Raw genomic sequence first — 15278 nt, 5'->3', positions numbered from 1 at the left:
TGCAGAAGCGAATTTATTTGCGAAATAGCAGAGGCGATGGAGTTGTATTGTCTGTAGCGACCATTCGCGAATGAATTCGCCCCTACAGCGAAAATCGTGGTGATCTTGTAGGAGTGAGCTTGCTCGCGATGTCGTTGGGTCTGTCTGTCGTTTGCTGACGGAAAAACGCTATCGCGAGCAAGCTCACTCCTACAAGGTTTCGGGCCACTCAGAGCGCCAAATTCACTTTGGTTATATCTGCATTCTTAAATAGTATTTTTAAGAATAACCCTCCCTCTCTAATATCGCGCTTACGCCACGAGCAGCCGCCTTCCCACCGCCGCTGCGGGCAACTCTTTCAAGGAGCACGATAATGAGCGCATCCCTACGTAGCGTCGACGGCCAGGACGAAGCAAGCATTCTGCGAGAAATTCAGAGCGCGCTGCGTGACCTGCGTTTCGGCGCGGTTGAAATCACCGTGCACAACGCGCAGGTGGTCCAGATCGAACGCAAAGAGAAATTCCGTTTGCAGAACCCGGGCAAGCAGCAGGGCTGAGTATTGCGAACAACCGAACACCCTGTAGCAGTCCGGCTTGCCGGCGGCAGCGATGTTGAGGGTGCGTCCGCCGGAAAGCCGTGCTGTTACAGACAACGTTTGACCCCAAAAACTAGAAAAAGCCAACAACGCACAATTTCCAGGAGCTTGATTCATGTCCATTCGTCGTTACGCGCTGGCCGCACTCGCCAGTGCCGTGTTTGCTGGTTCCGCCGTTGCCAAGGACTACACGCTGTTGAACGTGTCCTATGATCCGACGCGTGAGCTGTATCAGGACTACAACGCTGAATTCATCAACTACTGGACCAAGGCCCACCCAGGCGACACGGTCAAGATCAACCAGTCCCACGGTGGTTCGGGCAAGCAGGGCCGTTCAGTCATCGACGGTTCGCCTGCTGACGTGGTGACCCTGGCACTGGCCGGTGACATCGACGAAATCTCGAAACTGGGCAAATCCATCCCGGAAAACTGGCAGACCAAACTGCCGGACGCCAGCACCCCGTACACCTCGACCATCGTGTTTCTGGTGCGCAAAGGCAATCCGAAAGGCATCCACGATTGGGCTGACCTGATCAAGAAAGACGTCGCGGTCATCACCCCTAACCCGAAAACCTCCGGTGGGGCTCGCTGGAACTTCCTGGCCGCCTACGCCTATGGCCTGAAAGCCAACGGTGGCGACGAGACCAAGGCCAAGGCCTACATCAAGACCCTGTTCGAACACGTGCCTGTGCTGGACACCGGTGCTCGCGGCGCCACCATCAGCTTCACCAATAACGGCTTGGGCGACGTGCTGCTGGCGTGGGAAAACGAAGCCTTCCTGTCGCTGAAAGAAGACGGCGGCGCTGACAAGTTCGACATCGTCGTGCCTTCGTTGTCGATCCTGGCCGAGCCACCGGTTGCGGTCGTCGAGAAGAACGCCGAGAAACACGGCACCACCGAAATCTCGACTGAGTACCTCAAGCACTTGTACAGCAAGGAAGGTCAGGAGATCGCGGCGAAGAACTTCTATCGTCCTCGCGACAAGGAAATCGCGGCCAAGTACGAGAAGCAGTTCCCGAAACTGGAGCTGGTGACCATCGACAAGGATTTCGGTGGCTGGAAAGAAGCTCAGCCCAAGTTCTTCAATGATGGCGGCATCTTCGACCAGATCTATATTCCGAAGTAACACGCCCCATAACCTGTAGGAGTGAGCTTGCTCGCGATTCATGCCGCCAGACACCGCCATTGGGCCTGGTAGATCGCAGATCGCGAGCAAGCTCACTCCTACACGGGGTGTCGCGGAATTTGATAAATTTCGCAGCTTTCCCATGGCAAAAACCGACCCGGACCCGCTCCGGGTTCTGTGTATCAACCAAGGACCTTTATGTCTCGACGCATATCCCCCGTCATACCCGGCTTCGGGCTGACGCTGGGCTACACCTTGGTGTACCTCAGCTTGATTGTGCTGATACCGCTCGCGTTCATGTTCATCCATGCGTCGCAACTGACCGCCGAGCAGTTCTGGAACATCGTCACCGCGCCTCGGGTGCTGGCGGCGCTGAAATTGAGCTTCGGCACTGCGTTCTACGCAGCCATCATCAACGGCATCATCGGTACGCTGTTGGCGTGGGTGCTGGTGCGTTACACCTTTCCGGGCCGCAAGATCATCGACGCGATGATCGACCTGCCGTTCGCGCTGCCCACGGCCGTTGCGGGCATCGCACTGACCGCCCTATATACCCCGGCCGGTCTGGTAGGCCAGTTCGCTACCGACCTGGGCATCAAGATCGCTTACACCCCGTTCGGTATCACCCTGGCGCTGACCTTTGTCACCATGCCGTTCGTGGTGCGGACCGTTCAGCCGGTGTTGGCGGACATTCCCCGTGAAGTCGAAGAAGCCGCCGCTTGCTTGGGCGCTCGTCCGCTGCAAGTGTTCCGGTACATCCTCGTCCCCGCTCTGCTACCTGCCTGGCTGACCGGCTTCGCGCTGGCCTTTGCCCGAGGCGTGGGCGAATACGGCTCGGTGATTTTCATCGCGGGCAACATGCCGATGAAAACCGAAATCCTGCCGCTGCTGATCATGGTCAAGCTCGACCAATACGACTACGCAGGCGCCACCTCCATCGGCGTGCTGATGCTGGTGGTGTCGTTCATCCTGTTGCTGCTGATCAACCTGCTGCAACGTCGCATCGAAACCCCGAACTGAGGAGGCGCACTATGTCTGGTCCATCGCTCATTGCCGCTTCCTCCGCCAACGCTGCCCGTCGTGGCAGTGCGGTGTCGCGGCGTATTCTGATCGGCCTTGCCTGGCTGGTTTTTGCCATCTTTCTACTTTTGCCGTTGTTCGTTGTTGTCAGTCAGGGCCTGAAAAACGGCTTGGGCGGCTTCTTCACGGCGATTCTTGAGCCTGATGCGTTGTCGGCGTTGAAACTCACGGTGTATGCCGTGCTGATTTCCGTGCCGTTGAACGTCGTGTTCGGCGTCTCGGCCGCCTGGTGCGTGAGCAAATATTCGTTCCGGGGCAAGGCGATCCTGGTGACCCTGATCGACCTGCCATTCTCGGTTTCGCCGGTCATCGCAGGTCTGGTTTACATCCTGATGTTCGGCGCCCGTGGCGTGTTTGGGCCGTGGCTTCAGGATCACGACATCCAGATCGTCTTCGCGCTGCCGGGGATCGTGCTGGCGACCATCTTCGTGACCGTGCCTTTTGTGGCCCGCGAGCTGATCCCGCTGATGCAGGAGCAGGGCACGCAGGAAGAAGAAGCGGCGCGTCTGCTGGGGGCCAACGGTTGGCAGATGTTTTGGCATGTGACTGTGCCGAACATCAAATGGGGTCTCATCTACGGCGTGGTGCTGTGCACCGCCCGTGCGATGGGTGAATTCGGCGCGGTGTCGGTGGTATCCGGCCACATTCGCGGCGTGACCAACACCCTGCCGCTGCATGTCGAGATTCTCTACAACGAGTACAACCACGTTGCAGCATTTGCCGTGGCGAGCCTGTTATTGATCCTTGCGCTGTTCATCCTGCTGCTCAAGCAGTGGAGCGAAGCGCGCATTAGCCGTCTGCGCCAAAGCGCGGCGGAGGAATAATTCATGTCGATCGAAGTCCGTAACGTCAGCAAGAATTTCAACGCTTTCAAGGCCCTCAACAGCATCAACCTGGACATCCAGAGTGGCGAGCTGGTGGCTTTGCTGGGGCCGTCCGGCTGTGGCAAAACCACGCTGCTGCGCATCATCGCGGGGCTGGAAACGCCGGATCAGGGCAGCATCGTGTTCCACGGCGAAGACGTCTCCGGTCACGATGTGCGTGATCGCAACGTCGGTTTCGTGTTCCAGCACTACGCGCTGTTCCGTCACATGACCGTGTTCGACAACGTCGCTTTCGGCCTGCGCATGAAGCCGAAAAACCAGCGCCCGAACGAAAGCCAGATCGCCGCCAAGGTTCATGAACTGTTGAACATGGTGCAACTGGACTGGCTGTCGGACCGCTACCCTGAGCAATTGTCCGGTGGTCAGCGTCAGCGTATCGCCCTGGCGCGTGCATTGGCGGTCGAACCAAAAGTGCTGCTGCTTGACGAGCCGTTCGGTGCTCTCGATGCCAAGGTGCGCAAGGAGCTGCGCCGCTGGCTGGCGCGCCTGCACGAAGACATCAACCTGACTTCGGTGTTTGTGACCCACGACCAGGAAGAGGCCATGGAGGTCGCGGACCGCATCGTGGTGATGAACAAGGGTGTGATCGAGCAGATCGGCTCACCGGGCGAGGTGTATGAGAACCCGGCGAGTGACTTCGTCTATCACTTCCTTGGCGACTCCAACCGCCTGCATCTGGGCGAAGACAACCACGTGCTGTTCCGTCCCCACGAAGTGTCGCTGTCGCGCCATGAAGTGGAAGGGCACCACGCAGCGGAAGTTCGGGACATTCGGCCACTGGGCGCGACCACGCGTGTGACGCTGAAAGTCGAGGGCCAGCCGGACCTGATCGAAGCGGAAGTGGTGAAGGATCACGACAGCCTGATCGGCCTGGCGCGCGGCGAGACGTTGTTCTTCAAGCCGAAGGTTTGGCAGAAGGTTGAGAACATTTGATCGCTCTTTGTAGCAGCACGGCTTGCCGGCGGTGGCGTTTCTGAAAACGCTGCCGCCGGCGAGCCGTGCTGCTACCGAGGCGTGTTGTGCGGGCCAGTTGTTTCGCCCCGGCGGCACGGGGCGTCTACTTAAGCCGCCGCCTTCTTCAAATTCCGCTTGTGCGTCCGCCCCACTTTCCCTTCGATGCTGTTCTGCAATTTCTTGCGCATTCCCATCAAAAACGCCGCCTCAGCCGTGACGAACAGCGGGCCAATGATCAGGCCTGTGACGTCGTCGACGAACGCCGGTTTGCGACCTTCGTAATAATGACCAACGAACTGGATTGCCCAGCCAATCACGAACAGACCGACGCCTGAGCCGAGCCAGACCAGCGTGCTTTGCTGCGCAAGGTGCGCGCCGATCCACAGAAAGAGCGTCAGTACGATGCCCAAGGCGATCCCCAACGGCTTGTCGAGGCGCAGGTAAAACAACGTAGCGGCGACTGTTGCCAACAAGGCCGGTGATAGCCAAAGCTCGCCCAGCGCCCAACTGCTCCAGCCCGGCCGCGACAGCAGCACCGACACGGCGAGGACGATCAGCGGAACACCCACGAAGTGCGTGGCAATGTTGCGGGTATCGCGGTGGTAAGCCGCGTACTGGCTGAGATGATCGATGAGGTTTTTCATTGTTATTCCTCCTGTCTGCGTTGATCATGCCGCTGCTTTTTGGGCTAGGGCTTGCCCGTCGGCTCAGCCTGCAATAAAACGCCTGCAAGAAAAAGGAGATTCACGTGACGAATGGAACGCAATGGCGCTCATGGTTGGACAACGATCACTGGTTCAACGATTTGCCCGCTGCCTTGCAGGATAGCCTGCTGGTCGGCATGCGGCAGCGGCGGGTTACCCCCGGCAAACTTATCCTCAAACGCGGCGAGCCTGCGTGCGGGTTATATGCGCTGCTTGCGGGCTCTGTCCGCTTCAACGACGTCAAACAGCAACGTCACTGGCTTCCTCAAGCGCCCTCGAAACGGCCGTACTGGTTTGGTGAAATCTCCCTCTTTGATGAGCGGCCCCGCCTGCATGATGTCTACGCGGAAGACCAGGTCATCCTCCTGCACATGCCGCAGGCCCCCCTTGATCACATACTCGACCATAACCCTCGCTACTGGCGCTTTTTCCGGCAACTGCTGGGAAGCAAGCTCGGCCTGGGCGTTCCTGCGCGGGATGAAATGACCCTCCTGCCCACCGACGAGCGCGTCGCGTTCCGGCTGCTCATGCTCAGCGAAGGCTACGGCGAACTTGACCGCTCCGTGCGCATCGTCTCCGTTCATGACATCCCCTCCAGCCGCTGCCTGGGCCTGACCCCGGACGTCATCGAGCGCGTGCTGACCGATTTCGCATCACGGGGAATCATCCGTCGGGATCATGATTTCATCAGCGTGCTGGATGCCGAAAAACTGCGCAGGGCAGCACGGCATCGGTTGACGCAGTGGCAGGCTTGACGCATTCCAAGGAGGCATTGGATCAGTGTCAAATCGGTCCGGTGCTTGCGTGCGTGGCTGCAATAACGCTCTTGCGTCCGACAATCTCCTTCTAGGTATTCCAGTCCGCCAGCGTCGTCGAAACCCGATCGTGAACTTTCATCCAAGTGCATAACGCCGGGTCGATCACCGCGACCATTGGCGATGCAGCTCGCCATGTTTTTTACCCTTCGGAACGCTCGCTGCTGCAGGGGTTGACGTCACAACCGAGGCTGATAACCTCAGCTCGCAGCCCTAGGAACCTCCACTCCCGTGCATCAAGAAACGGTGATGAGACTAGGTTATGTGACGGCCCCGCTTTGCGGGGCCTCCTCGTTTCTGGAGGGCATCCGTTGCGCCTCCCTGTCCAAATAGCATATGGCCGGTGGTGTTTTCGTTTGGACGCGTGGCATAGGCCGTTGTCACCGCTCGCCTGAATTTTTCCGCAGATAAAAAATTCTGTAACAACCCACCCGTATTCTTTCCTTATCCCCGGCGAGCTGGGGGCAGACAGCGTGATTATCAGGGCTACTCCTTAAGGCAGGGGGTGGCCCTCTTTTTTGGTCGCGTGATTGACTGTGTTTGCGACATATGAATTTTGGGTATTAATAAATATCTTCTTATTCTTTTTCGAATATATGTCCCTTCCCTATACTCGCCGCCATGAACGCAAAAAGTGCAGGAGGCGAAGGCCGTGCATAACGAATCGATCCGTTACTTGATCGTGCCAGGCTGGCAAGGATCTGCCGATGACCATTGGCAAACTCATTGGCAGAACAGCCTGCCCAACAGCGTGCGCGTGGAGCAGGCCGACTGGCTGAAACCTCGCCGCGAAGATTGGGTCGGTGAGTTGCAGCGAGCAATTGCCGTCGACAGTTCACCGGTGATTCTGATCGCCCACAGCCTTGGCTGTGTGACGGTGGCTCACTGGGCGCAACTGGCGCCATTGGAAACCTTGCGACAAGTGCGCGGCGCTTTGCTGGTGGCGCCTGCGGACGTCGAGCGAACGAACTGCCCGCCGGCGATTCGTAACTTTGCGCCTATCCCTGAGCACATGCTGCCGTTCCCGGCACAGGTGGTCAGTTCCGACAACGACTCCGCCGTCAGCGCCTTGCGTGCGATGGAAATGGCCCGCAACTGGGGTGCCGAGATCGGCATTCTGAGCGGCGCGGGTCATATCAACGTGAAATCCGGCCATCAACGCTGGGAACAGGGTTTCGCTTACCTGTATCGCCTGCAAGGCCGTATCGAACAACTCACACGACGCCGCGCATGAAGCCATGTTGCGTGGCGATGATCGCGTCAGAACGCACGCTGATCACGACCTTTTTCGCCGCAGTGAACCGACAGGCGCTGCGGCCTTTTTTTTAACGCTCAGGCTTTGATGGCTTGGGCGGGAGCCTGCCATGAGCCCATCAGACGTACCTCAACAACCCCTCCTGACTTTTCCCGACGCTGAAAAAAGCCCCCTGAGCATCCGTGCCAAGGCGCTGGTGTTTTTCGACCCACGCTCTCGTCGCTTGCGTGAAGAAATGGAGCAGCTTGCCCCCTTGGATTTGCCGGTCTTGATCCGTGGCGAACCTGGCACCGGCAAAGAACTGTTGGCGCGGCATATCCACCGTGGCAGTGATCGTTCGGGGTTGTTCGTCTCGGTGAATTGCGGTGCGATCAGTCCGACCTACGCCGACGCCGAGCTCTTCGGTTACGCGGCCGGCGCGCACAGCGGGTCAGCGAGTAGCAGAGCGGGATGGTTCGGTTCGGCGACAGGCGGGACGCTGTACCTCGACGAGATCGCGGACCTGCCGTTGCCGATTCAGATCAAATTGTTGTCGGCGCTGGAAAATCACGAAGTCACCCGGGTCGGCGCCTCGCAGCCGAGCCCTGTGGACGTACGTTTGGTGGCGGCGACGAGCATCGACCTGAAACTGGCCGTTGCCGCCGGGAAGTTTCACGAGCGGCTCTATAGCTACCTGAGCGAGGGGCGGTTGGACCTGCCATCCCTGCGTGAGCAGCCGGGCAACATTTTGCCGTTGGCCGAGTATTTTCTGGGGATCTATAGCCAGCGCCTCGACTTCGACATGCCCCTTATCAGCGACGCCGCGCAGAAAGTGCTGGAAGCGCACTACTGGCCGGGGAATACACGGGAGCTGGAGAACGTCATTCATTTTGCATTGCTGGTCAGCAGCGGGGCGGAGATTTTGCCGGAACATCTCAACCTTCCTTCCCGCTGACGGTTGAGCCGACCATCTGTGGGAGCAGCGCGACGGCCGCGAGAGCGCTGACGTAGAGCCATTTGCAGATCATGAGAGATGGCCAAAAGCCTCCTGAGAACCAAAAAGCATAACGATTCGCTTAAAAAGTATTGTCTCGGAATAAAAAATCTCGGTAATGTCCGCATCAGCCGCCACCCCATGGGGTCGTACCCGCGGCACTATCTCGACAGAGTTGCCCACAAGGCGACCGGATTTTAAGGACATCGCATGAAAAAGACGTTGTTGTTCACCGCACTGGCGGCTGCCCTCTCCTTTGGCGTCAACGCAGCCCAGGCTGCCGAGAAACTGGTCGTCGGCGCGACGGCCGTTCCCCACGCCGAGATCCTGAACCTGATCAAGCCTGAACTGGCCAAAGAAGGCGTGGACCTGGAGATCAAGGTGTTCACTGACTACGTGCAGCCAAACGTGCAGCTGAACGAAAAGCGTCTGGACGCCAACTACTTCCAGACCAAGCCGTACCTGGATGGCTTCAACAAAGGTAAAGGCGCCACTCTGGTGACCGGCGTGGGCGTGCACGTTGAACCGTTCGGCGGCTACTCCAAGAAGTGGAAGTCCATCGACCAATTGCCTGAAGGCGCCACCGTTGCCATTCCGAACGAAGGCAGCAACGCCGGTCGTGCGCTGCTCCTGCTGCAGAAGAACGGTCTGATCACCCTGAAAGACCCGACCAACGCGCTGGCGACTCCGAAAGACATCGCCACCAACCCGAAAAAACTGAAATTCCGCGAGCTGGAATCCGCTCTGCTGCCACGCGCTCTGGACCAGGTTGACCTGGACCTGATCAACACCAACTACGCGCTGGAAGCCAAACTGAATCCGAAGAAAGACGCGCTGATCATCGAAGGTGCCGATTCGCCTTACGTGAACTTCCTCGTCACCCGGACCGACAACGCCCACACCGACGCGATCAACAAGCTGTCCAAGGCGCTGACCAGCCAGGAAGTCAAAGACTTCATCAACAAGAAGTACGACGGCGCGGTATTGCCAGCGTTCTGATGTTGTAGGGGCAGCTGATATCTCTGTAGGAGTGAGCTTGCTCGCGATGGCGGCTGATGAGTCATCATTGCAGTGCCTGACCTAACGGTTCGCGAGCAAGCTCACTCCAACAAAGTCCGCCGTATGCCGGAAAAGAGTCGAGCTCACTGCCCCACGTTTTTCACGCCGACGGCTCGTACATGCGTCGGCGTTTTTGCATCTGCGCTCAAGGCGCGCCGTAAGGCAATGAGCAATTTAACGTTGTCGTCCTGCACTTTGTCGGACGAGTGATCGTGGAAGCCTGCGCGTTCCGGCATGATCGTTCCTCTTTTTCTTATCTCTGAAAAGCGCCTCGGATCGCAGCGAGCAACGCTGCGAGGCAGGAGATAGACACGCATTTTGCCTTTCGGGTTCGTGGCTAAAGATAAGAATTTGGTATCCGGACCGTTACCGATACTGGCATTGCGCCGTCGCTAGTTCTTTCAGCGCTATCCATATGCTCTAACGATATTTAAATTTCTCTTCTTATATCTATAAAGTCCCGACTTCTCAGTCACACCTATTCTGGAGTCGGAGTTCTCATGCCAGCAGCCTCCCAAGCTTCCACGTCCGCTCAAGCACCGAGTCAGCAGTTCGATGTGCGTCCATTCGCCGAAAAGGTGGGCGCAGAAATCGTCGGACTGGACCTGTCCCGGCCGCTGAATGACGCAGACTTCGCCCGCGTACACCGAGCGCACCTGGATCACCACGTTGTTGTGTTCCGCGATCAGCAGATCACGCCGCAGCAACAGATCGATTTCAGCCGCCGTTTCGGCGTGCTGCAGATTCACGTGCTCAAGCAGTTCCTGCTCGCCAACCACCCTGAAATCCTGATCGTCTCTAACATCGTTGAAAACGGTCAGCCGGTGGGTCTGGGCGATGCCGGTAAATACTGGCACTCGGACCTGTCCTACAAAGAGCTGCCGAGCCTCGGTTCGATGCTGTACGCCCAGGAGCTGCCGAGCGAAGGCGGCGACACGTTGTTCGCCGACATGCATCAGGCATGGGAAACTTTGCCTGAGCACCTGCGCAAAGCCGTTGAAGGCCGCAAAGCCGTTCACAGCTACACCTCGCGCTACAGCCACGGCAAAAACGCCGAGAACTGGCGCCCAACGCTGAGCGCCGAGCAATTGGCCCAGGTCGCAGTCGTCAGCCACCCGATCGTGCGCACGCACCCGGAAAACGGCCGCAAGGCTCTGTTCGTCAGCGAGGGGTTCACCACGCACATCGTGGACATCCCGGAAGACGAAAGCCGCGCGATTCTCGAAGAGATCTACGCCCACAGCGTGCGTCCGGAAAACGTCCTGCGCCACAAATGGCAGGAGAACGACATGGTGTTCTGGGACAACCGTTCCCTGATCCACCTGGCGGGCGGCACGCCTGACCATCTGCGTCGTCGTCTGCACCGCACCACCATTCAGGGCGATGCTCCGTTCTGATTCACACCGATTGAGGGAGCCCGCTCCATGAACGCTGTTCTGCAAAGCCACACGGCTAGCAATCGCTCGAACGCGCAAGAGGCCAATCAGCCTACCGCTGAAGCGCTATTGCAAGTCCAGGGCGTCAGCCTTGAATACCGCACGCCGGAACGCGTGGTGCGGGCCACTCATCAAGTCAGTTTCGAAATCGATCCGGCTGACCGCTTCGTTCTGCTCGGCCCATCGGGTTGCGGCAAATCGACGTTGCTCAAGGCCGTTGCCGGTTTCATCACGCCCAGCGAAGGGCAGATTCGTCTGGCCGGTCAGCAGGTCACAGAGCCGGGGCCGGACCGAATCGTCGTGTTTCAGGAGTTCGATCAGCTTCCGCCGTGGAAGACCGTGATTGAGAACGTCATGTTCCCGCTGCTGGCCTCGCGCACCCTCAAGCGTCGCGAAGCCGAAGAGCGGGCGCGGCATTATCTGGAAAAGGTCGGCCTGAGCGCATTTGCCGACGCCTACCCGCACACCCTGTCGGGGGGCATGAAGGCGCGTGTGGCGATTGCCCGTGCGCTGGCAATGCAGCCGAAAATTCTGCTGATGGACGAGCCGTTCGCCGCGCTCGATGCCTTGACCCGTCGCAAGATGCAGGAAGAACTGCTGGAGCTGTGGGAAGAGGTGCGCTTCACGCTGTTGTTCGTGACCCACTCCATCGAAGAAGCGCTGGTCGTGGGTAACCGGATTCTGTTGCTGTCGCCGCATCCAGGCCGCGTGCGTGCCGAGATCAACAGCCATCAGTACGACCTGAAAAGCCTCGGTGGCGTGGATTTCCAGGCCTCCGCGCAGCGCATTCACCGGCTGCTGTTCGACGAAGGCGAAGCGCCTGCGGTCGAGCAGGATTTGCGGTTTCAGGATATTCGGATCGCTTACTGATCGCGCACTTGATGCATGACTTGAACATCACCAAACGCCCGCATTGAACGCGCCTTGTAGGAGTGAGCTTGCTCGCGATAGCGGTGTGTCATTCACCACACCACTGTGTGATCTGACGCATCGCGAGCAAGCTCACTCCTACAGGGGTTGGGTCGAATTCAAAAGAGATTTCCACCATGAGCCTTTCACCCCCCATTCGCGAGGAATACGAAGTCGCGCTGGAGCCTTTCACTCAGGAAGACCTGGCCCGCGACATTCCGCTCGTGCAACGCATCTGGCAGCAAAGCTGGGTGCGCAAGACCGTGATCCTGATCGCCCTGGCGGTGATCTGGGAAATCGCCGCGCGCATTCAGGGCAATGACCTGTTGCTGCCGAGTTTCATCGACACCGCCAAGGCCTTCATCGATGGCATCGTCACTGGCGAGCTGCTGGCCAAGGTGTGGATTTCCCTGACCGTGCTGGTCAAGGGCTACCTGATCGGCATCGTGCTGGCGTTCTTCATGACCACGCTGGCCGTGTCTACGCAATTGGGGCGCGACCTGCTCGGGACGCTGACCTCGATGCTCAACCCGCTGCCCGCCATCGCGTTGCTGCCGCTGTCGCTGCTCTGGTTTGGGTTGGGCGAAAACAGCCTGATCTTCGTGCTGGTTCACTCAGTGCTGTGGGCCTTGGCGCTGAATACGTACGCGGGCTTTCTTGGCGTGTCCGAGACCCAGCGCATGGCCGGTCGCAATTACGGCCTGAAGGGTATTCGCTTCGTCTGGCACATCCTGATTCCTGCGGCGCTGCCGTCGATTCTGGCGGGCCTGAAAATCGGCTGGGCGTTCGCCTGGCGCACCCTGATCGCCGCCGAGCTGGTGTTCGGCGCGTCCTCGGGGAAAGGCGGTCTGGGTTGGTACATCTTCCAGAACCGCAACGAGCTGTACACCGACAAGGTGTTCGCGGGCCTCGCGGCCGTGATCATCATCGGGCTGCTGGTGGAAAACCTGCTGTTCAGCAATGTGGAGCGCCTGACCGTGAAGCGGTGGGGCATGCAGCGCTGAGACCGGGATATAAGACTCATCCAACACTTTTCGCTTCTTTTGTGAGGAATTTATGGGGACTTCTTTCAAACGCCCGACGCTGACTGCGCTGGCCGTCACACTCGGTCTGACCGGCGCGTTGCTGAGCAGTGGCGCACACGCCGAAGGCAAGATCAGCATCGCCCAGCAGTTCGGCATCGGTTACCTGATTCTCGACGTCGTGCAGCAGCAGAAGCTGATCGAGAAGCACGGCAAGGAAGAGGGCATCGACATCAAGGTCGACTGGAACAGCATTTCCGGCGCCACCGCGATGAACGAAGCGCTGCTGGCGGGTGCGCTGGACGTTGTGTCGGCAGGCGTTCCGCCGATGTTGACCATCTGGGACCGCACCAAGGGCAAGCAGAACGTCAAGGCCATCGCCTCGCTGGGTTCGATGCCGAACTACCTGCTGAGCAACAAGCCGGACGTGAAGACCGTGAAGGATTTCACCGACAAAGACCGCATTGCCGTCCCGGCAGCGGGCGTGGGCTTCCAGTCGCGCACCTTGCAGATCGAGACCGCCAAGCTGTTCGGTAACGCCAACTACAAGAAATTCGACGACATCTCCGTCAGCCTGCCGCACCCGGACGCCACCTCGGCGCTGATCGCAGGCGGTTCGGAAATCAGCGCGCACTTCTCCAGCCCGCCGTTCCAGTATCAGGAGCTGGAAAACCCGAACGTGCACAAAGTGCTGAGTTCGTATGACGTGCTGGGCGGTCAGGCGACGTTCAACGTGCTCTACACCACCCAGAAATTCCACGACGAAAACCCGAAGACCTACAAAGCCTTCTACGACGCGCTGGCGGAAGCCGAGAAGATCATCAAGGCCGACAAGAACGCCGCAGCGAAGACCTACATCGAGGTCGAGAAGTCCAAGCTGGCGTTGCCGCTGGTTGAAAAGATCGTCAACGACCCGGAAATCGACTTCACCATCGTGCCGCAACGCACTTACATCTATGCCGAGAAACTGAATGAGATCGGCGTGCTGAAGAACAAGGCCGACAGCTGGAAGGATTTCTTCTTTGAAGAAGCTCATGGTGGGGCGGGTAGCTGATCCGCGCTCGCAGGGTTTTTAGCCGACATCTCCTGACCGGTCACTGCGCGCTCCTACGTTTTTTTGGTGTTTTCCATGATCTGCGCCAACCCGCGATCCCTGTAGGAGTGAGCTTGCTCGCGATTGCGTCGTGTCAAACGCTATTAATGGTTCTGATACTCCGCCATCGCGAGCAAGCTCACTCCTACAAAACGGTGATCGTCTCCATGCTCTGCGTGGGATTGATCAAGCGTTCTTCAATCCGGCCAATGCCAGGCCGGTTGATCCAGCATCCCCTGACCGACAATCCTGGTCTGTCCCAATTCTTTCTCCAACACGATGCTGTTGCATTCCGGGTTCTGCTCCAGCGCGGCGATCAACCGTCTGGCGTGTGACACAACCCACACCTGACAACGCTGTGACGCGCGGATGATCAATCTCGCCAAGGCAGGCAGCAGGTCAGGATGAAGGCTGGTTTCCGGCTCGTTGAGTACCATCATCGTCGGCGGGCGCGGTGTCAGCAGGGCAGCGATCAGCAGCAAATAACGCAAGGTGCCGTCCGACAGCTCGGACCCGGACAGCGGCCTCAACAACCCCTCTTGATAAAACTCCAATGAGAATAACCCGCCACCCTGCGCATCGATGGCCACTCGCGCCCCCGGAAAGGCGTCGCTGATCGCGGCGTCCAGCGCCTCCGGTTCTCCAATCTCCCGAATGGTCTGCAAGGCCGCTGCCAGGTCTCGCCCGTCGTGATGCAGCACCGGCGTGCGCGTACCCAGTTGCGGTTTGCGCGCAGGCGCGTCGGAATCGCTGCGGAAGTGATCATAAAATCGCCAACCACGAATGCTCTCTCGCAGTTGCAGCACTTCCGGCGATGAGCGCAGGTTGCCCACCTGATCGAACAGGCTGTCGAAGGTCGGGGTGTGTTGCGCCAGAACCTCCCAACTGCGGCCTTCGCGAGTCCGAACCATTGGCCCGGCGCGGTCCACCAGCAGACTGGCAGGGCGATACAGCGGCCCGGCCCAGATGCATTCGCGCTTGATCTCCGGGTCCAGGGCGAACGCCGTGGGCGCGTTCGACGGCGGAGGCAGCCCCAGCGAAATCGCGTAGCTGAAATCCTCGGCCGCAAACCCCAGGCGCAATCGAACGACCTCTTTGCGCGGCCCGCCCTGCACTTCGACTTCACCGTTGCGCATGCGTCGACTGATGCTCTCCGGTCCCGCCCAGAACGTGGACTTCAACCCGCCCTCACGGGCCAGCGCGTTGATCACCCCGCCTTGGGCCGTTTCGGCCAGCAAACGCAGGGCGCGGTAGAGGTTGGACTTGCCGCTGCCGTTGGGTCCGGTGATCAGGTTCAGGCGTGCCAGCGGCATCACCAGCGTGTTGATCGAGCGGTAATTGGCGACGGCGAGGGTGGTCAGCATCGGGCCTTCCTTGCGATGAACGTGTGCGAC

15 protein-coding genes and 1 pseudogene are annotated in these 15278 nt (G+C 59.1%); 13 read left to right on the top strand and 3 right to left on the bottom strand.

All coding sequences use genetic code 11. The features are described 5' to 3' along the window. The first annotated feature begins 352 nt into the window (after window positions 1-352). From oscA to GVN17_RS13885, 5 genes are all read left to right on the top strand, one after another. Entirely contained in the window at window positions 353-535 is a 183-nt protein-coding gene (gene oscA, locus GVN17_RS13905) for a sulfur starvation response protein OscA (protein ID WP_081565193.1), read from the top strand. Window positions 536-689: 154 nt separating this feature from the next. Next, on the top strand, window positions 690-1700 hold the full coding sequence (locus GVN17_RS13900) for a sulfate ABC transporter substrate-binding protein (RefSeq protein WP_166595837.1): 1011 nt from the start codon (window positions 690-692) through the stop codon (window positions 1698-1700). Window positions 1701-1898: 198 nt separating this feature from the next. After that, a complete protein-coding gene (gene cysT / locus GVN17_RS13895) occupies window positions 1899-2720 on the top strand; it encodes a sulfate ABC transporter permease subunit CysT (RefSeq protein ID WP_166595836.1) in 822 nt (273 codons plus the stop codon). A gap of 11 nt (window positions 2721-2731) precedes the next feature. After that, the gene (gene cysW / locus GVN17_RS13890; protein ID WP_166595835.1) at window positions 2732-3604 is read left to right on the top strand and encodes a sulfate ABC transporter permease subunit CysW; all 873 of its coding nucleotides are present in this window, start codon (window positions 2732-2734) and stop codon (window positions 3602-3604) included. A 3-nt stretch (window positions 3605-3607) separates the two neighbouring features. Then, window positions 3608-4597: a sulfate/molybdate ABC transporter ATP-binding protein gene (locus GVN17_RS13885; protein WP_166595834.1), complete on the top strand. Its 990-nt coding sequence runs from the start codon at window positions 3608-3610 to the stop codon at window positions 4595-4597. A 128-nt stretch (window positions 4598-4725) separates the two neighbouring features. Here the strand turns inward: GVN17_RS13885 and GVN17_RS13880 are convergent, their stop codons facing one another. Then, the gene (locus GVN17_RS13880) at window positions 4726-5262 is read right to left on the bottom strand and encodes a DUF962 domain-containing protein (protein ID WP_166595833.1); all 537 of its coding nucleotides are present in this window, start codon (window positions 5260-5262) and stop codon (window positions 4726-4728) included. A 104-nt stretch (window positions 5263-5366) separates the two neighbouring features. On the opposite strand from GVN17_RS13880, the gene GVN17_RS13875 reads away from it, so the two are divergent. The 4 genes and pseudogenes from GVN17_RS13875 (at window position 5367) to GVN17_RS13860 (ending at window position 9364) form a co-directional block, all read left to right on the top strand. Then, entirely contained in the window at window positions 5367-6077 is a 711-nt protein-coding gene (locus GVN17_RS13875) for a Crp/Fnr family transcriptional regulator (protein ID WP_166595832.1), read from the top strand. Window positions 6078-6789: 712 nt separating this feature from the next. Beyond that, window positions 6790-7371 carry an alpha/beta hydrolase gene (locus GVN17_RS13870; protein ID WP_166595831.1) on the top strand — a complete coding sequence of 194 codons (582 nt, stop codon included), beginning with the start codon at window positions 6790-6792 and terminating at the stop codon, window positions 7369-7371. A gap of 130 nt (window positions 7372-7501) precedes the next feature. Next, window positions 7502-8317 (top strand): annotated as a pseudogene (locus GVN17_RS13865) (sigma 54-interacting transcriptional regulator); the annotation flags it as partial. 258 nt (window positions 8318-8575) lie between these two features. Then, the gene (locus GVN17_RS13860; RefSeq protein ID WP_166595830.1) at window positions 8576-9364 is read left to right on the top strand and encodes a MetQ/NlpA family ABC transporter substrate-binding protein; all 789 of its coding nucleotides are present in this window, start codon (window positions 8576-8578) and stop codon (window positions 9362-9364) included. Between the two features lie 143 nt (window positions 9365-9507). Here the strand turns inward: GVN17_RS13860 and GVN17_RS13855 are convergent, their stop codons facing one another. After that, complete coding sequence (locus GVN17_RS13855; protein ID WP_166595829.1) at window positions 9508-9660, bottom strand: hypothetical protein; 153 nt, start codon at window positions 9658-9660, stop codon at window positions 9508-9510. 264 nt (window positions 9661-9924) lie between these two features. Here GVN17_RS13855 and GVN17_RS13850 point away from each other — a divergent pair, with 264 nt between their 5' ends. The 4 genes from GVN17_RS13850 (at window position 9925) to GVN17_RS13835 (ending at window position 13845) form a co-directional block, all read left to right on the top strand. Next, window positions 9925-10821 carry a TauD/TfdA family dioxygenase gene (locus GVN17_RS13850; RefSeq protein ID WP_166595828.1) on the top strand — a complete coding sequence of 299 codons (897 nt, stop codon included), beginning with the start codon at window positions 9925-9927 and terminating at the stop codon, window positions 10819-10821. Window positions 10822-10848: 27 nt separating this feature from the next. Next, window positions 10849-11730: an ABC transporter ATP-binding protein gene (locus GVN17_RS13845; protein WP_166595827.1), complete on the top strand. Its 882-nt coding sequence runs from the start codon at window positions 10849-10851 to the stop codon at window positions 11728-11730. 176 nt (window positions 11731-11906) lie between these two features. Further along, a complete protein-coding gene (locus tag GVN17_RS13840) occupies window positions 11907-12773 on the top strand; it encodes an ABC transporter permease (RefSeq protein ID WP_166595826.1) in 867 nt (288 codons plus the stop codon). Between the two features lie 52 nt (window positions 12774-12825). Continuing rightward, complete coding sequence (locus GVN17_RS13835) at window positions 12826-13845, top strand: ABC transporter substrate-binding protein (protein WP_166595825.1); 1020 nt, start codon at window positions 12826-12828, stop codon at window positions 13843-13845. Between the two features lie 236 nt (window positions 13846-14081). Here the strand turns inward: GVN17_RS13835 and GVN17_RS13830 are convergent, their stop codons facing one another. Beyond that, window positions 14082-15248 carry an AAA family ATPase gene (locus GVN17_RS13830; protein ID WP_166595824.1) on the bottom strand — a complete coding sequence of 389 codons (1167 nt, stop codon included), beginning with the start codon at window positions 15246-15248 and terminating at the stop codon, window positions 14082-14084. Window positions 15249-15278: the final 30 nt, after the last annotated feature.

Origin of the sequence: Pseudomonas sp. SLFW (genome assembly GCF_009905615.1) — a bacterium.
GTDB lineage: Bacteria > Pseudomonadota > Gammaproteobacteria > Pseudomonadales > Pseudomonadaceae > Aquipseudomonas > Aquipseudomonas bambusae.
This window is presented reverse-complemented; position numbering and strand designations above follow the sequence as displayed.